The organism is Aeromicrobium sp. PFPM2_SD2 (assembly GCF_057364525.1).
In genome coordinates, this window is record NZ_JBNFNZ010000018.1 from 1 (window position 1) to 15,280 (window position 15,280).

Below are 15,280 nucleotides of genomic sequence, written 5' to 3' on the forward strand. Positions count from 1 at the left end.
CGAGCTCGGCCCCGGCGCCGCCTGGTGGGAGGCCGACGTCCGTGACGGCGAGCAGCTCAGGGCCGCCGATCGACGCGGCCGCCGCGCACTTCGGCCGGCTCGACCACGTGCTGGCCAACGCCGGCATCGCCTCGTACGGCACGGTGCGCCAGACGCAGGACGCGACGTTCGAGCGGGTCGTCGACATCAACCTCAACGGCGTCTTCCGCACGCTCAAGCACGCCATCCCGCACCTGGAGCGCACCCGCGGCTACGCCCTGGTCGTCTCGTCGCTGGCCGCGTTCACCCCGGCCGCCGGGCTGGGCGCCTACACCGCGAGCAAGGCCGGCGCCGAGAACCTCGCCGTCGCGACCCGCCAGGAGGTCGCCCACCTCGGCATCACCGTGGGCTCGTGCCACCCGGGCTGGGTCGACACCGACATCGTGCGCGGCGCCGAGGACGACCTGCCCTCGTTCAAGCAGGCCCGCCAGCGCATGCCGTGGCCGGCGAACGGCACCGCCGACGTCGACGTCGCCGTCCGGCTCATCCTGCGCGGCATGGCGAAGCGGAAGACGCGGGTCTACGTGGCCGGGCAAGGTCGCGGCCGCGGCCTGGAGCAAGGCGTTCGTGACGTCGAAGGCGGCTTGGCCCTACCTGCGCCGCGTCGTCGGGCCGCTCGTGCCGCAGATGGAGCGCGAGGTCGAGGCGCTCGGGCGCCAGCACAGCGCCCACGTGCCGGCCGGCGACGCGACGCGCGCGGCCGGCTGACGCCGGTCAGCGCCGGTTCGGCAGCCGCACGATCGTCACGAAGAACTCGTCGATCTGGCGGACCGCGGCGATGAACTGCTCGACGTCGACCGGCTTGGTCACGTACGCGTTGGCGTGCAGCTTGTAGCTGCGCAGGATGTCCTCCTCGGCGCTGGACGTCGTCAGCACCACGATCGGGATGTGCGCCAGGTCGGGGTCGGACTTGATCTTCTCCAGCACCTGCCGGCCGTCGTACTTGGGCAGGTTCAGGTCGAGCAGGATGAGGTCCGGCTGCGGGGCGCCCGCGTGGGCACCGCGCCGGTAGAGGAAGTCGAGCGCCTCCTCGCCGTCGCGGACCACGTGCAGCGTGTTGCGGATCTTGTTGTCCTCGAACGCCTCACGGGTCATCAGCTCGTCGCCCGGGTCGTCCTCGACGAGCAGCACCTCGATGGGCTCGGTCGTCTGGTTCATGCGCGGTCTCCTTCTGCGACGCCCCGCGCGGACGCGGTGACGGGGGTGGACTCGGAGGCGACGGGCAGCGTGAAGCAGAAGCGCGTGCCGTCGGTGTGGTCAGTGTCGATCCAGATGCGACCGCCGTGGTGCTCGACGATCTTCTTGCACAGCGCCAGTCCGATGCCCGTGCCGGAGTAGGACTCGCGGCTGTGCAGGCGCTGGAAGATGACGAACACCTTGTCGGCGAACTTCGGGTCGACGCCGATGCCGTTGTCGGTGACCGTGATCTCCCACTCCGGGCCGTCGTCGCCGTCGCGGCGCCGGGCCGCGACCTCCACGACGGGCGGCCGGTCGGGGCGGCGGAACTTGATCGCGTTGCCGACCAGGTTCTGCCACAGCATCGAGAAGAGGGTCGGGTCGCCGACGACCTCCGGCAGCCGGGAGGGGCGGAGGACCTGCGCCCCGGCGTCCTCGACGGCGGCCTGCAGGTTCGCCGTCGCGCTGTCGAGGGCGGCGTCCAGGGACACCGGCTCGCTGGTGTCGGTCACGCGGCCGACCCGCGAGAACGTCAGCAGGTCGTTGATGAGGACCTGCATGCGCTTGGCGCCGTCGACGGCGAAGTCGACGTACTGCTTGCCGCGCTCGTCGAGCTGGTCGCCGTACCGCTTCTCGAGCAGCTGGCAGAACGACGCGACCTTCCGCAGCGGCTCCTGCAGGTCGTGCGACGCGACGTACGCGAACTGCTCCAGCTCGTTGTTCGACCGGCGCAGCTCCAGGGCCTGGGCGTCCAGCACGGCCGTCTGCCGCTCCAGGCGCTCCTGCTGGGCCAGCGAGCTGTCCAGCTCCTGCACGATGCGCCGGCGCATGGCCTCCACGGCGGCGGCCACGGCCCGCACGTCGGGCGGACCGTCCAGGTCGATCGACCGGTCGAACGCTCCCCCGGCGACCTCCTCGGAGGTGGTGCGCAGCCGGTCCATGGGCCGGATCACGAGCCGGCGCACGAGCAGCCCGAGGGTCGCCGTCGCGACGAGGAACGCCACCCCGACGCCCAGCAGCACCCAGCTGCGGATGTCGCGGATGCGGACGAGGTTGTCGCGCCCGTCCTGGACCGCCCGGCCGAAGGCGGCGTCCTGCTCGTCGAAGAGGATGCGGATGCGGTCGAAGACCTGCTTGCCGCGCCGCGCCGTCCGCTCGTCCGCGGCCCGCGGCTCGCCGGGCGTGACGCCCGCGACGAGCGGCTCGGCGTACTCGGCGCGCCAGCGTCCGGCGGCCGTCTCGATCTCGTCGAGGTCGTGGACCAGCTCGTCGTGGTCGCCGACGAGCTCGACCATCCGCTCCACCGCCAGCCGCTCGACCTCGAGGCCGTCGGTGTACGGCTGCAGGAACTGCCGGTCGGCGGTCGTGGAGTAGCCGCGGACGCCGGTCTCCTGGTTGATCAGGGCGTTCTGCAGCCGCAGCGCCTCCGCGCGCGCGGGCTGGATCCGGGCCGACAGCTCGTCGGTGGCGACCGCGGTGCGGTGGACCAGGTACGCGACCACGCCACCGCCCGCCAGCACCAGGACCGTCACGACCGCGAGGACGGTGGTGAAGATCGCCGGCACGGTGAGCCGGCCGACGCGGGCACGCCACGACCGGAGGATCATGCGTCGCTCCCGTCCGTCCGGGTCCGCCTCATCGCTCCGCCTCGCTCTCGTCGTCCCACCGGACGTGGATGACCGCCACGTCGTCGCCGAGCCCGCCGTGGGCCTCGGCCAGCTCGCCGACCCGCGAGACGAGGAAGTCCACGAACTCCTCGGCGTCGAGGCCGGCCGCGCCGCGCGCCAGCTCGAGGAGCCCCTGCTCGCCGAGACGCTCGCGCTCCCCGGTCCGGACCTCGAACAGGCCGTCGGTGAACAGGACGACGCCCGTCCCGGGCGCCAGGACGTGCTCGACCACCGGCCACGAGCCCTCGCCCGGGATCAGCCCGAGGCCGGGGCCGCCGGCCACCTCGAGCAGCTCGGCACCGCCGTGACGGTGGAGGATGATCCCCGGGTGCCCGGCACGCATGACGCGCATCCGCCGGCGGTCGGGGTCCAGCTCGATGCTGGTGAGCGTCGCGAACACCTCCGCGCTGGTCCGCTCGGCGACGAGCACCCGCTCCAGCATGCGCAGCTGCTCGTCCCCCGTCGCCCCGCTGATGACCAGCGTCCGCCACGCGATGCGCAGGCCGACGCCGAGGGCCGCCTCGTCGGGCCCGTGGCCCGACACGTCGCCGATCAGGACGTGGATCGTGCCGTCGTCGGTCTGGACGACGTCGTAGAAGTCGCCGCCGAGGACGCTCTGGGCCCGGCCCGGGCGGTAGCGCGCCGCGACGCGGACGAGCCCGGCCGAGGCGAGCATGGGCTTGGGGAGCAGGCCTCGCTCCAGGCGGGCGTTCTCCTGGGCACGGAGCTGGCTGGCCTGCAGCGCCGCCGCGGCCTGCTCGGCCTGCTTGCGCTGGATCGCGTACTGCAGGGCGCGGGCGAACAGCTCGGGCTCGACGCGTCCCTTGACGAGGTAGTCCTGGGCGCCGGCCGCCACCGCCGCGAGCCCGGTGCTCTCCTCGGCCAGGCCGGTCAGCACGACGACGGCGGCCGTCGCGGTGTGGCCCTGGACCCGCGCGACGGCCTCGAGGCCGCGGACGTCGGGCAGGTGCAGGTCGAGCAGGACGCAGTCGGGGTCGAGACCGTCCGCGAGGTGCCGCTCGGCGTCCTGCATCGAGCGGGCCCAGGTCAGCGTCATGGGAGACCCGGCGTCCGCGACGAGCTCCTCGACGAGCAGGGCGTCGCCGGCGTCGTCCTCGACGAGCAGGATGACCGGCGGCGGGTCCTGGGGGGTGCGCAGGTGCTCCGCGGGGCCGGCGACGGCGGCAGGTACGTCCTTGCGCGTGGACACCCGCGGCTCAACCCCTCTCCGGCCTCCGTCGCCCGGACGGCGAGGACGACGCATGAACCCTAGCGACAGGGCTCCGTCGGGCGGGCGAGTGCCACCCGTCGGGCGCTCCGCCCGAGCGACGCGTCCCGCTCGGCATGCAGGTTGCAGGGCGCACCGATAGCGTCCGCGTGCCGCAGTCGTCGTGCCAAGGAGGGCGCATGAAGCCGAAGGTCCTGCTCGCAGCAGCCGCCGTTCTCGTCGTGCTGGGGGTGGTCCTCATGGCGATGCCGACGCCGGTCGAGCCCGAGCTCGTGTGCGCCCCGGAGGGCACGCCGTCGTCCGGCTTCGCCGACGGCGACCAGGACGACTGCCCGGTCACCATCGAGAGCGCGAACGAGTACAACGACTGGGCCTCCGGCCCACGATGGGACAACATCGCCGGTCTCGTGCTCGTCGTCGCCGGCCTGGGCACGGCCGGGGTCGCCGTCGTGAAGGCACGCCGCCGCACGCCCGACGCGGTCTAGCCCGGCCGGGGGCGCCGTCCCGCTGCCGCTCTCCGGTCCGGGGCCGTTCAGGCGGTCTGGGCGCTGGCGGCCAGCGAGACCATGTGGTTGAGCCGCGCGAGCTCCGAGGGCAGGATCGCCGGCCCGCCGTGACGCCCGACCACGAGCACGAACGGCCGGCCCGAGCGGTCCTTGCCGGGGGCGCCGGCGAGCACGGTCGAGTCCCACGCCGGGACGTCCGGCAGCAGCGTCGGGGCTCCGACGCCCAGCCACTCCTCGCAGGCGGGGACGAGCTCGGGCGCGGACGGCGACTCCTCGCGCACCTCCAGGCGTCCGTCACGGTGGTGGACGATCATCGCCCAGTCCACGCGGAACGTGTCGGGCAGCACCTCGACCAGGCGGGCGAGCGCGGCGTCCGGGTCCTCGGTGAAGCGCTCGATCGCCTCGAGGTCGAGCGAGAGGCTGGCGCCGGCGTTGTAGCGCGAGATCCAGTGGACGCGCACGCCCTCCAGCTCGTGGCAGGCGGTCACGAGCGCGTCGGGCATGATCTGCGGCGGCAGCTCGCAGAGCACGTCGTCCAGCGCGGTGCCGTCCGGGCGGTGCTCCACGATCTCGAGCGCCTCGATGTCGGCGCCGGCGGCACCGAGCGCGCTCGCCAGCATGCCGAGCGAGCCGGGGACGTCCGGGAGCTCCACGCGCAGCAGGAAGGCCATGTCGCCATCATCCCCTGACCGAGGTTTCGGTTGTATGACGCCGCTACGGTAGCGGCGTGAGCGCGTCAGCCCCGTCCCGTACCCGAACGGTCTTCCGTGCCGTCGCCGTCGCCGAGGCCTTCTCGTGGGCCGGCCTGCTGGTCGCGATGTTCTTCAAGTGGGTCGTCCAGGAGGACCCGCACAGCGGCATCGAGGGCGGCGTCCCGGTGATGGGCGCGATCCACGGCGCGGTGTTCGTCGCCTACGCCGTCATGTGCCTGGTCGCCTGGCGGCAGTTCCGTTGGCCGTTCACGGTCGCCGTGCTCGCCGGGCTCTCGGCGATCCCGCCGTTCGTCAGCGTCGTGTTCGAGCGCAAGGCGGACGCCCGCGGCCTGCTCCAGCGCCGCGCGGACGTCCCGGCGCCCGCCACCGCCTGACCGACAGGCTGCACCCGGCCGGGAGGGGCGTGGCCGAACCGGACCCCGGGGCGATCAGGGCCGCGTCGACGACCCCTCCATCAGACCTGCCAGGCGCAGCAGGAGAGCCGGGACGCGTTCGGCGTCGGCGAGCTCGCGCGCGTCGAGGTCCTGCAGGAAGCCCGCGATCGCCGACGCGCGGGCGTCGCGCTCGTCCCGCAAGATCCGGGCACCCTGCGCGCTGAGCTCGATGAGGAAGCCCCGCGCGTCCCGCGGGTTCGGGCTCCGCACGACCAGTCCCAGCCGTTCCAGCTCGAGGACCATCCGACTGACGCTCTGGTGGGCTACGCCACGGCGCTGTGCGAGGTCGGCCATCGACGTCGGGCCCTGCCGCTCGAGGAGGTTCAGGGTCTCGGCGCGGGAGGCGGGCAACGTGTCCGCCGCGACGTGCGTGGCCCGCACGAAACGACCGACCGCGTCGCGCAGAGCCTCGCCGAGCGGCAGGAGGTCGGGAGGGGCGTCCACCCGCGCAGCGTACTAGCGCCCGCAGAGTCTGCCAGCGATGCACAACTGATGCTGTACATTTGTACAGCCAAGGTTGTACAGATTGGAGCGCCCATGCACCTCGTCAAGCACGCCCACGCCTGCGTGTCCCTCGTGAGGGACGATCGCCGACTGGTGATCGACCCCGGGACCTTCACGCCCGATGCTGCCGACCTGCTCGGCGAGGCCACGGCCGTCCTCGTGACCCACGAGCACGTCGACCACTTCGACGCCGCGGTCGTCGCGGGGGCGGCCCAGACCCGTCCCGACCTGGTGATCGTCGGACCGGACACGGTCGTGGCAGCCCTCGAGGGGACCGCCGCGGCACGCGCCGGGAACGTACGACGGGCCAGTGACACGGATCGTCTCGACGTGGGCGGTTTCGACGTCGAGGTGTTCGGCGGGAACCACGCGCCGATCCATGAGGAGGTCCCGGTGCCGCACACCCTGGGCTTCCTGGTCGACGGGTCGGTGTTCCACCCGGGCGACGCGTATCGCGTGCCGCACCGCGAGGTCGACACGCTGCTGATGCCCACCAGCGGTCCGTGGGTCCGCATGGGCGAGGCGATCGACTACGTCCGCACCGTCGCCCCTCGACAGACGGTCCAGATCCACGACGTGATGCTCAGCGACGTCGGACGCACGTCCTCGGCGATGTTCCTGGGGGAGACCAGCCTGACGGGCGTGCCGATGCTGACCTTGCCGCCCGGCGGGTCGGTCGAGCTGCCGACGCCCGCCTCGGCGGGGTGAGGGGCGTGCGTCTGGCGACCGTCCGGCACGAGGGACGTCTGGGAGGTGCCCGGGTCGACGGGAGTCGGGTGGTCCTGCTGGACTGCGCCGACGCCCCAAGCGCCTGGCTCGAGTGAGCCCCGGCGCGCCGAGCCGGACCGAGGACGCCCGGCTCAGCGCAGCGGGTCGAACGAGGAAAGCACCGGGTCGGCCGCGTGGCCGGTCACCTGCTGGGCGAGCAGCCGGCCCGAGAGCGGACCGAGGGCGATGCCCCACATGCCGTGGCCGCCGTTGACGGAGACGTGGGGCGAGCGGGTGCGCCCGATGAGCGGCAGCCCGTCGACGGTGCACGGGCGCGAGCCGACCCACTCGTCGGTGCGGGCGTCCCAGTCGACGCCGGTGAGCATCGGGCGCGCGGCGTCGATGATCGCCCGGACGCGCCGTGGGTCGAGCGCGGCGTCGGGCTTGCGGAACTCCATCATCCCGGCCACCCGGAACCCGGCGGGCGCGTCCGCGGTGCCCAGCGGAGTGCACGCCACGCGCTGGATCGGGAAGTAGACCGGGTTCGTCGGCATGACCTCCGGCTGCACGGTGAAGCTGTAGCCGCGTCCGGCCTGGACGAGGGCCTTCACCCCGTGCGGACGCGTGAGACCGCCCAGCCACGCGCCGGTCGCGACGACGGCGTGGTCGGCCTCGAACGTCTCGCCGCCGGCCGCGACCACCCGCACGCCGCGGCCGGTGTCGTCGACGCGCTCGACGGCGACGTCGGTGCGCAGCGTGGCGCCGCGCGCGACGACCGCGTCGGCCAGGGCGTGGACGTAGCGCCCCGGGTTGATGAACCGCTGCCCGTGCAGCGCGATGCCGTGCGTGACGCCGTCGCCGAGGGTGGGCTCGAGCTTCTTGATCTCGGCCTCGCTGAGCAGCTCGTAGTCGGTGGTGCCGCCCCACTCGCGGACGTGCTCGAACTCGGTCTCGAGGACCTTGCGGTCCGCCTCGGACGCGAACCCGGCCAGGAACGGCTCGGCCGGCTTCGTCGCCTCGGCCACGTCGAGCTGGGCGAAGGCGTCGAGGGCGTGCGCGTTGACCCGGTTGAAGACCTCCATCGCGGCGCGCCAGCGCGCCGGGGTGCAGTGCCGCACGAAGCCGACCAGGAAGCGGACCAGCCGCGGGTCGGCGCTCGGCGGGACGTACACCGGCGAGGACGACTTCAGCATCGAGCGCACGCCGGAGGCGAGGATGGCCGGGTCGTTGAGCGGGAGCGTCAGCGCGGGCGCGAGCCAGCCGGCGTTGCCCCACGACGAGCCGGCGGCGACGCCGTGCCGGTCCAGGACCGTGACCTCGACCCCGTCCTCCTGCAGGTGCCACGCCGTCGACAGGCCGACCATGCCGGCTCCCACGACGACCACCCGGCGGGGGCTGTGCTGCTCCATGACGCTCCTTCGGACCTCGACGACGGGCCTCCATCCTGAACAGTCGGACGTGTCAGGCGGGTTTCGGGCGCATGATCTTCGGCGACCTCTACGATCGGTGACGATCCTTCGAACCCGACCCGCCGAGGTACCCGTGCCGCCGAACGATGTTCGTCCCCGTCTGGACGAGGTCGACCTGCACCTGCTGTCGCTGCTGCAGGCCGACGGACGGACGCCCAACAACCTGCTCGCCGAGCAGGCCGGCATCGCGCCGTCCACCTGCCTGAACCGGGTGCGACGCCTGCGCGAGATCGGGGCGATCCGCGGGGTCCACGCCGAGGTCGACCCGGCCTGGCTGGGCCGTCCGGTGCAGGCGATGATCGCCGTCCGGCTGCGGCCCGACGCCCGCGTCGCCCTGCAGACGTTCGCGCGCAGCGTCGCACAGCTGCCCGAGGTGCTGAACGTCTACTTCGTGTCGGGTTCCTACGACTTCCTCATGCACGTCGCGACGGCCGACACCGAGGCGTTGCGCAAGGTGCTGGTCGAGGACGTGAGCGGACGGCCGGTGGTGGCGAGCACCGAGACCCACCTGATCTTCGAGCACGTCCGCGGCGGGACGACGGGGGACGACCCGCTCACGCCGCCTTCGGGGCGTTCGGGACGCTGACCGCCGTGCGCAGGTCGTCGAGCAGGCGACGCAGCAGGCGCGAGACCTGCATCTGCGAGACGCCCAGCTCGTCGGCGATCTGCTGCTGGCTCATCTCGCAGAAGAAGCGCAGCCACAGCAGCTTGCGGTCGCGCGGCGACAACTCGCGGCACGCCGGCGACAGCGTGGCGAGCGACTCGACCATGTCGTAGGCCTCGTGCGCGGAGTCGACGGGGTCGCTGTCGCGCTCGTCCAGCGAGACCGGGGCGAACCCCGAGCGGGCGGTGAGCGCCTCGCGCACCTCGGACTCCGGGACGCCGAGGTCGGCGGCGATCTGCGCCGTCGTGGGCTCGTGGGCGTCCTTCTGCTGGTGCCGGGCGGTGGCCTCGACGATGTCGGGCAGCATCTCCTGGATGCGTCGCGGCGGGCGGATCGTCCAGCCCTCGTCGCGGAAGTAGCGCTTGAGCTCGCCCAGGATCGTGGGCACCGCGTAGCCGACGAAGTCGCCGCGCTCGGGGTCGAAGCGGCGCACGGCCTTCACGAGTCCGAGCTGGGCGACCTGGCGCAGGTCCTCGATGTCCTGGCCGCGGTTGGCGTAGCGGGCGGCGAGCGAGCGGGCCAGGCCGAGGTGGCGCTCGACCACCTCGTTCTCGGCGCGGCGTCGCTGTCCGAGGTCCGGCGCGGAGCGCGCCCGGTGCAGAAGCTCGCGAATCTCGGTGTCGTCGACCATCGTCGGCTGCCCCCCAGCGTGATCCTCCAGGCCCCGGACCGGGCCCTCCTCGTCACCGTCGCACGGGGTCAGGGGGCGGGCAACACGAAGTCGATGGGCTTGCGGGAGGGGTGCGGGAGTGGCACCATCCGCGGGTGCCCCAGTACCGGATCGTCGACGACAAGCAGGCCGTGCAGGCCACCGAAGAGCACACGCGCGACGACGGGGCCGAGCAGTGGTTCACCGGGTGGGTGCTCTCCGGCGGTCCGTCGCGCGGCGCGAAGCCGCACCGGCTCGAGCGCCACGACTCCACCGGCTGGGAGCTCGTCGCGTCCTGGGCCCAGGCCGACTGACGCCGCGCGGCGCCGCTAGGCGCTGCGGCGCGAGCTCGTCTTCTTCGCCGCCGTCTTCTTGGCCGCGGTCTTCTTCGTGGTCGTCTTCTTGGCCGCCGTCTTCTTGGCCGGGGCCTTCTTCGCCGTCCCGCTCGACGTCTTCTTCGCCGCGGTCTTCTTCGCTGCGCTCGTCTTCTTCGCCGCCGTCTTGCGCGCGGGCGCCTTGCGGCTCGAGCCGTTGGACTCCCCCTCGTCCTCGTCCGCGTCGTCGGACGCCTTCGCGCCGCCCTTCTTGGCCGCCGCGCGGCGGTCGACGCTGCGCTTGAGCGCCTCCATGAGGTCGACGACGTCCGCGCCGCCGCACTCCTCGGGCTGCTCGCCGAACGTCGCGTCGGTGTCGAGGCTGTCGCCCTGCTCGAGCTTGGCGTCGACGAGCTGGCGCAGCTGCACCTGGTAGTCGTCCTCGAACTCGCCGGGGTCGAAGTCCGCGGCCATGGACTCCACGAGCTGGGCGGCCATGTCGCGCTCCTTGGCGCTGACCTTCGGCGAGCCCTGCAGGACGTCGAACTCGGCCTCGCGCACCTCGTCCTGCCACAGGAGGGTCTGCAGCACGAGCACGTCGCCGCGCACCCGCAGGGCCGCCAGGCGCGTCTTCTGGCGCAGGGCGAAGGTGACGATCGCGGTGCGGTCGGTCTCCTGCAGCGCCTCGCGCAGCAGCGAGTAGGCCTTGAGCGCCTTCTCGTCCGGCTCGAGGTAGTACGCCTTGTCGTAGTGCAGCGGGTCGATCTGGTCGTCAGGGACGAACTCGACGACGTCGATCTCACGGCTCTGCTCGGCCGGCAGGCTGGCGAAGTCCTCGTCGGTGAGCACGACGGTGCGGTTGCCGTCGTCGTAGGCCTTGTCGATGTCCTCGAACTTCACGACCTTGTTGCACACCTCGCAGCGGCGCTGGTAGCGGATGCGCCCGCCGTCCGCGCTGTGCACCTGGTGCAGCGAGACGTCGTGCGACTGGGTGGCGCTGTAGACGCGCACCGGCACGTTGACGAGCCCGAAGCTGATCGCGCCCTTCCAGATCGACCGCATGGCCATCCTTCCCTCGGCTTGCAAGAGAGTGTGGCGCGTCCGGGCATGCAGTGGCGACTCGAGCGCGCCCGGGCCACACTCGGCGCGTGGCCGAGACCAAGCAGACCGTGAGCATCGGGGGCCACCAGCTGCGCCTGACCAACCCCGACAAGGTGCTCTACCCCGAGACCGGCACGACCAAGGCCGAGGTCATCTCCTACTACGTGGAGATCGCCCCGTTCCTGCTGCCGCACGTCGCCGACCGGGTCGCCACGCGCAAGCGGTGGGTCAACGGCGTGGGCACGGCCGACGAGCCGGGCGAGGTGTTCTTCGAGAAGAACCTGCCCGACTCGGCTCCCGACTGGATCCGGCGCGTCACCATCGAGCACAAGAAGCGGGTGAACGACTACCCCGTGCTGGCCGGCGTCGCCGACCTCGCGTGGACGGCCCAGGTCGCGGCGCTCGAGCTGCACGTGCCGCAGTGGCGGGTCGACGCCGACGGACGCGCGCTCAACCCCGACCGGCTCGTCGTCGACCTCGACCCCGGACCGGGCGCCGGCCTGCCCGAGTGCGTCGAGGTGGCCCAGCACGCCCGCGCCATCCTGGCCGACGTCGGTCTCGAGTCCTTCCCCGTCACCAGCGGCAGCAAGGGCATCCACCTGTACGCCGGCCTCGACGGTGAGCACGACTCGGACTACGTCCGCGAGTTCGCGCGGCAGATGGCGCTGGCCCTGGAGACCGAGCTGCCCGACCTCGTCGTCAGCTCGATGAAGAAGTCGCTGCGCGGCGGCAAGGTGCTGGTCGACTGGAGCCAGAACCACGCGGCCAAGACGACGATCGCCCCCTACTCGCTGCGCGGACGCCTCACGCCGACCGTGGCGGTGCCGCGCGACTGGGACGAGCTCGAGGACCCGGACCTGCGCCACCTCACCCTCGAGGAGGTGCTGGAGCGGATGCACGAGCGGGTCGACCCCATGGCCGGCATCTACGGCGAGCGGTCCGCCACCGGCTCGGCCGACGAGAAGCTGGAGGTCTACCGGTCCAAGCGCGACGCCGCCCGGACGCCGGAGCCCGTGCCGGGCAAGGGGGAGGCGATGCCCGGCTCCGCCACGGGCGAGCTCTCGTTCGTCATCCAGGAGCACCACGCGAGCCGGCTGCACTGGGACTTCCGGCTCGAGCACGACGGCGTCCTCGTCTCGTGGGCGCTGCCCAAGGGCGTCCCGACCGCGGTGAAGGAGAACCACCTCGCCGTCCAGACCGAGGACCACCCCCTGGAGTACGGGACGTTCGAGGGCTCGATCCCGGCCGCTGAGTACGGCGGCGGCGAGGTGACGATTTGGGACACGGGCACCTACGAGCTCGAGAAGTGGCGCGACGACGAGGTCATCGCCGTGCTCACCGGCACCAAGCCCGGCGGCATCGGCGGCACCCGCCGCTACGCACTCATCCGCACGGGTCGCAGCGGCAAGAAGGACCAGTGGCTCATCCACCTCATGAAGGAGCAGCCGGAGGCCGCCTCGCCCGCGAAGCCCGCGAGGACGTCCGGACGCCGCTCCCACGCGGACGCGCCGAAGGGCGGCGCCCGCACCGGACGCCGCGGCACGCTCCCCGAGACGGTCTCCCCCATGCTGGCGACGCTCGCGAAGCCCGGTGACGTCGACGACGACCACGAGTGGGCCTTCGAGATGAAGTGGGACGGCTACCGCATCGTGGCGTCGGTCGACGGGGACGCGGTGCGCCTCACGAGCCGCAACGGTAAGGACTACACGGCCAACTACCCGGCCGTGGCCGACGCCCTGGCCGCGCTGGACCTGCCGAGCACCGTGCTCGACGGGGAGGTCGTGGCCCTGGACGAGAAGGGCGTGCCGCGGTTCGGCCTGCTGCAGAACGCCGGGTCCGGGGGCGTCGACCTGCGGTACGAGGTCTTCGACGTCCTGCGGGCCGACGGTCGGGACGTGACCGACCAGCCGTACACCGCGCGACGCGAGCTGCTGCGCGAGCTCGTCCCCGACGGCGACGTCGTGCAGGTGCCCGAGGCGTTCGCCGGCGACCTCGAGCAGGCGGTCGAGGAGTCCCAGCGCCTCGGCCTCGAGGGCGTCGTCGCCAAGGTCGCCGACAGCCGCTACCGGCCGGGGAAGCGTTCGGACGCGTGGCTCAAGCTCAAGCACCAGCGCATGCAGGAGGTGGTCGTGGGCGGCTGGCGTCCGGGCAACGGCGCCCGCAGCGGCACCATCGGCTCGCTGCTGCTGGGCATCCCGGGCGAGGACGGCCTGCACTACGCCGGCCGCGTCGGCACCGGGTTCAGCGAGCAGGTGCTGGAGGACCTGCTGCGCCGCCTGCGCCGCCTGGAGCGCAAGACGTCGCCGTTCGTGGACGTGCCGCGCGACGCCGCGAAGGGGGCGCACTGGGTGACGCCGCGCCTGGTCGGCGAGGTGACCTTCACCGAGTGGACGTCCGACGGCAGCCTGCGCCACCCGGCCTGGCGCGGCCTGCGCGAGGACAAGACGCCCGAGGACGTCCGCCCGGAGTGAGTGTTTGGGCGGCCGCCGCGCGGGAACCTCCCGGGCATGAGCGACGACACCACGTACCCCGCCCAGCAGCAGGAGCCCCCGGGTCGCACGCAGGACATGAACCCCGTGCCCGACCACGGCGAGCGCTCGTACGTCGGTTCCGGGAAGCTCGAGGGCAAGCGCGCCCTCATCACCGGTGGCGACTCCGGCATCGGCCGTGCCGTCGCGATCGCCTACGCCCGCGAGGGCGCGGACGTCGCGATCACGCACCTGCCCGAGGAGAAGGACGACGCCGCCTCCACCTGCGCGATCGTCGAGGCCGCCGGCCGCAAGGCCGTGGCCATCGAGGTCGACCTGCGCGAGCGCGACGAGTGCGACCGCGTCGTCCGCGACACCATCGCGGCGCTCGGCGGCCTCGACGTCCTGGTGAACAACGCCGGCTACCAGATGCCGCGCGAGGGCGGCCTGGACGAGATGAGCGACGAGCGCATCGACCGCACGCTCAAGACCAACCTGTACGCGCTGTTCTGGCTGACCCGCGCCGCGTCCCGCCACCTGCCCGAGGGCGGCGCGATCATCAACAACACCTCGATCCAGGCCTACGACCCCAGCGAGGCGCTGCTCGACTACGCCGCGACGAAGGCCGCGATCAACAACATCACGGTCAACCTGGCCAGCGAGCTGGGTCCGCGCGGCATCCGCGTCAACGCCGTGGCGCCCGGCCCGATCTGGACGCCGCTGCAGCCGGCCACCCAGCCGCCGGAGAAGATCGAGAAGTTCGGCCAGGACACCCCGCTCGGACGCCCCGGGCAGCCGGCCGAGGTCGCGCCGGCGTTCGTCTTCCTGGCCTCGGACCGCGACGCGAGCTACGTCTCGGGCACGGTCATCGGCGTCACGGGCGGCAAGCCCGTCTTCTGAGAATCCCCGGTGCTCGGGGTGCCACGTCCACGCCAGAGGTGTAGGAAGGAACGACGATGCCCAGCAACCGCGAGAACAGCCTGAAGAAACCGGAGATGTACGAGTCGCTCCGGGACGACGGCGCGAGCAAGGAGAAGGCCGCGCGCATCTCCAACGCGGCCGCCAAGCAGGGCACCAAGTCCGTCGGCAGCAAGGGCGGCCAGTCCGGTTCGTACGAGGACTGGACCGTCGACGAGCTGCGCAAGCGGGCCAAGGAGCTCGGGCTCAGCAACTACTCGAGCAAGAAGAAGTCCGAACTGATCAAGGCACTGCGCGACCACTGAGAGGAACCCCATGGGTGTGTTCAGGAAGAAGACCACGAAGGACAAGCTCGAGGACGGCCTGACCGGGCTGCGCACGCAGCTCGTCGACGTGAAGGACGCCGTGGTCGAGTCCGCGCCGGGCTGGCGCGACGACGCGATCGAGCAGGCCAAGCACGTCCGTGAGCAGGCGACCGACCTGGCCTCCGAGCACGGCCCGAAGGCCAAGGCCCAGGCCGTGGCGCTCGCGGCCGAGGCCCAGCGCCGCCTGCCCGAGCTGGTGGCGAAGCTGCCCGACTCGGTCGGCGAGCGCCTGCCGACTCGATCAGCCAGCCGCCGAAGAAGAAGGGCGGCAAGCGCACCGTCGCGCTGTTCGCCCTGATCGGCGGCGCGGCCGCCGGCGCCTTCGTCGTGCTGAAGCGTCGCTCCGCCGGCGCCCCG

At 72.6% G+C, this 15,280-nt stretch carries 18 protein-coding genes; 10 read left to right on the forward strand and 8 right to left on the reverse strand.

Going from position 1 to position 15,280, the window contains the following annotated elements; all coding sequences use genetic code 11:
• The coding region (locus tag AC2W7G_RS02375; RefSeq protein WP_485867024.1) for an SDR family NAD(P)-dependent oxidoreductase at positions 1 to 821 on the forward strand (821 nt) is incomplete at its 5' end.
• Here the strand turns inward: AC2W7G_RS02375 and AC2W7G_RS02380 are convergent.
• The 3 genes from AC2W7G_RS02380 to AC2W7G_RS02390 are packed head-to-tail and all read right to left on the reverse strand — an operon-like array spanning position 754 to position 4,092.
• A complete protein-coding gene (locus tag AC2W7G_RS02380) occupies positions 754 to 1,197 on the reverse strand; it encodes a response regulator (protein WP_485867025.1) in 444 nt (147 codons plus the stop codon). The genes AC2W7G_RS02375 and AC2W7G_RS02380 overlap by 68 nt on opposite strands.
• Positions 1,194 to 2,822 carry a sensor histidine kinase gene (locus AC2W7G_RS02385; RefSeq protein ID WP_485867026.1) on the reverse strand — a complete coding sequence of 543 codons (1,629 nt, stop codon included), beginning with the start codon at positions 2,820 to 2,822 and terminating at the stop codon, positions 1,194 to 1,196. The genes AC2W7G_RS02380 and AC2W7G_RS02385 overlap by 4 nt, the downstream gene beginning before the upstream one ends.
• A 28-nt stretch (positions 2,823 to 2,850) precedes the next feature.
• Entirely contained in the window at positions 2,851 to 4,092 is a 1,242-nt protein-coding gene (locus tag AC2W7G_RS02390) for a PP2C family protein-serine/threonine phosphatase (RefSeq protein ID WP_485867027.1), read from the reverse strand.
• 197 nt (positions 4,093 to 4,289) lie between these two features.
• Between AC2W7G_RS02390 and AC2W7G_RS02395 the strand changes: the two genes are divergently transcribed.
• Complete coding sequence (locus AC2W7G_RS02395; protein WP_485867028.1) at positions 4,290 to 4,595, forward strand: hypothetical protein; 306 nt, start codon at positions 4,290 to 4,292, stop codon at positions 4,593 to 4,595.
• A 47-nt stretch (positions 4,596 to 4,642) separates the two neighbouring features.
• Here the strand turns inward: AC2W7G_RS02395 and AC2W7G_RS02400 are convergent, their stop codons facing one another.
• Positions 4,643 to 5,287, reverse strand: a complete 645-nt coding sequence (locus AC2W7G_RS02400) for an ACT domain-containing protein (RefSeq protein ID WP_485867029.1) — start codon at positions 5,285 to 5,287, stop codon at positions 4,643 to 4,645.
• Positions 5,288 to 5,343: 56 nt separating this feature from the next.
• On the opposite strand from AC2W7G_RS02400, the gene AC2W7G_RS02405 reads away from it, so the two are divergent.
• Positions 5,344 to 5,703 (forward strand): DUF3817 domain-containing protein, encoded by a 360-nt coding sequence (locus AC2W7G_RS02405; protein ID WP_485867030.1) that lies wholly within the window; start codon positions 5,344 to 5,346, stop codon positions 5,701 to 5,703.
• Between the two features lie 54 nt (positions 5,704 to 5,757).
• On the opposite strand, the gene AC2W7G_RS02410 is transcribed toward AC2W7G_RS02405, so the two are convergent.
• On the reverse strand, positions 5,758 to 6,144 hold the full coding sequence (locus AC2W7G_RS02410; protein WP_485867031.1) for a MarR family winged helix-turn-helix transcriptional regulator: 387 nt from the start codon (positions 6,142 to 6,144) through the stop codon (positions 5,758 to 5,760).
• Here AC2W7G_RS02410 and AC2W7G_RS02415 point away from each other — a divergent pair.
• Positions 6,130 to 6,975 (forward strand): MBL fold metallo-hydrolase, encoded by an 846-nt coding sequence (locus AC2W7G_RS02415; RefSeq protein WP_485867032.1) that lies wholly within the window; start codon positions 6,130 to 6,132, stop codon positions 6,973 to 6,975. The two genes, AC2W7G_RS02410 and AC2W7G_RS02415, sit on opposite strands and share 15 nt — an antisense overlap.
• Positions 6,976 to 7,127: 152 nt before the next feature.
• Here AC2W7G_RS02415 and AC2W7G_RS02420 read toward each other — a convergent pair whose 3' ends face one another.
• Complete coding sequence (locus AC2W7G_RS02420) at positions 7,128 to 8,384, reverse strand: NAD(P)/FAD-dependent oxidoreductase (RefSeq protein ID WP_485867033.1); 1,257 nt, start codon at positions 8,382 to 8,384, stop codon at positions 7,128 to 7,130.
• 133 nt (positions 8,385 to 8,517) lie between these two features.
• On the opposite strand from AC2W7G_RS02420, the gene AC2W7G_RS02425 reads away from it, so the two are divergent.
• A complete protein-coding gene (locus AC2W7G_RS02425; RefSeq protein ID WP_485867034.1) occupies positions 8,518 to 9,030 on the forward strand; it encodes an Lrp/AsnC family transcriptional regulator in 513 nt (170 codons plus the stop codon).
• On the opposite strand, the gene AC2W7G_RS02430 is transcribed toward AC2W7G_RS02425, so the two are convergent.
• Complete coding sequence (locus tag AC2W7G_RS02430) at positions 8,999 to 9,739, reverse strand: sigma-70 family RNA polymerase sigma factor (RefSeq protein ID WP_485867035.1); 741 nt, start codon at positions 9,737 to 9,739, stop codon at positions 8,999 to 9,001. The two genes, AC2W7G_RS02425 and AC2W7G_RS02430, sit on opposite strands and share 32 nt — an antisense overlap.
• A gap of 134 nt (positions 9,740 to 9,873) precedes the next feature.
• On the opposite strand from AC2W7G_RS02430, the gene AC2W7G_RS02435 reads away from it, so the two are divergent.
• Complete coding sequence (locus AC2W7G_RS02435; RefSeq protein WP_485867036.1) at positions 9,874 to 10,071, forward strand: hypothetical protein; 198 nt, start codon at positions 9,874 to 9,876, stop codon at positions 10,069 to 10,071.
• 15 nt (positions 10,072 to 10,086) lie between these two features.
• On the opposite strand, the gene ku is transcribed toward AC2W7G_RS02435, so the two are convergent.
• Positions 10,087 to 11,133, reverse strand: a complete 1,047-nt coding sequence (gene ku, locus AC2W7G_RS02440) for a non-homologous end joining protein Ku (protein WP_485867037.1) — start codon at positions 11,131 to 11,133, stop codon at positions 10,087 to 10,089.
• A gap of 86 nt (positions 11,134 to 11,219) precedes the next feature.
• Between ku and AC2W7G_RS02445 the strand changes: the two genes are divergently transcribed.
• From AC2W7G_RS02445 to AC2W7G_RS02460, 4 genes are read left to right on the forward strand one after another with little or no spacing between them, the layout of a single operon-like run.
• A complete protein-coding gene (locus tag AC2W7G_RS02445; RefSeq protein WP_485867038.1) occupies positions 11,220 to 13,643 on the forward strand; it encodes an ATP-dependent DNA ligase in 2,424 nt (807 codons plus the stop codon).
• A 36-nt stretch (positions 13,644 to 13,679) separates the two neighbouring features.
• Positions 13,680 to 14,540: an SDR family oxidoreductase gene (locus AC2W7G_RS02450; RefSeq protein WP_485867039.1), complete on the forward strand. Its 861-nt coding sequence runs from the start codon at positions 13,680 to 13,682 to the stop codon at positions 14,538 to 14,540.
• A gap of 56 nt (positions 14,541 to 14,596) precedes the next feature.
• Complete coding sequence (locus AC2W7G_RS02455; RefSeq protein WP_485867040.1) at positions 14,597 to 14,863, forward strand: DUF7218 family protein; 267 nt, start codon at positions 14,597 to 14,599, stop codon at positions 14,861 to 14,863.
• Positions 14,864 to 14,873: 10 nt separating this feature from the next.
• Positions 14,874 to 15,221: a hypothetical protein gene (locus tag AC2W7G_RS02460; RefSeq protein ID WP_485867041.1), complete on the forward strand. Its 348-nt coding sequence runs from the start codon at positions 14,874 to 14,876 to the stop codon at positions 15,219 to 15,221.
• Positions 15,222 to 15,280: the final 59 nt, after the last annotated feature.

What these genes read in the sequence shown, in the direction of transcription:
- AC2W7G_RS02380 (WP_485867025.1), bottom strand. Translation starts at nt 1,197, where the DNA reads ATGAACCAGACGACCGAGCCCATCGAGGTGCTGCTCGTCGAGGACGAC.
- AC2W7G_RS02450 (WP_485867039.1), top strand. Translation starts at nt 13,680, where the DNA reads ATGAGCGACGACACCACGTACCCCGCCCAGCAGCAGGAGCCCCCGGGT.
- AC2W7G_RS02460 (WP_485867041.1), top strand. Translation starts at nt 14,874, where the DNA reads ATGGGTGTGTTCAGGAAGAAGACCACGAAGGACAAGCTCGAGGACGGC.
- AC2W7G_RS02400 (WP_485867029.1), bottom strand. Translation starts at nt 5,287, where the DNA reads ATGGCCTTCCTGCTGCGCGTGGAGCTCCCGGACGTCCCCGGCTCGCTC.
- ku (WP_485867037.1), bottom strand. Translation starts at nt 11,133, where the DNA reads ATGCGGTCGATCTGGAAGGGCGCGATCAGCTTCGGGCTCGTCAACGTG.
- AC2W7G_RS02385 (WP_485867026.1), bottom strand. Translation starts at nt 2,822, where the DNA reads ATGATCCTCCGGTCGTGGCGTGCCCGCGTCGGCCGGCTCACCGTGCCG.
- AC2W7G_RS02395 (WP_485867028.1), top strand. Translation starts at nt 4,290, where the DNA reads ATGAAGCCGAAGGTCCTGCTCGCAGCAGCCGCCGTTCTCGTCGTGCTG.
- AC2W7G_RS02455 (WP_485867040.1), top strand. Translation starts at nt 14,597, where the DNA reads ATGCCCAGCAACCGCGAGAACAGCCTGAAGAAACCGGAGATGTACGAG.
- AC2W7G_RS02430 (WP_485867035.1), bottom strand. Translation starts at nt 9,739, where the DNA reads ATGGTCGACGACACCGAGATTCGCGAGCTTCTGCACCGGGCGCGCTCC.
- AC2W7G_RS02420 (WP_485867033.1), bottom strand. Translation starts at nt 8,384, where the DNA reads ATGGAGCAGCACAGCCCCCGCCGGGTGGTCGTCGTGGGAGCCGGCATG.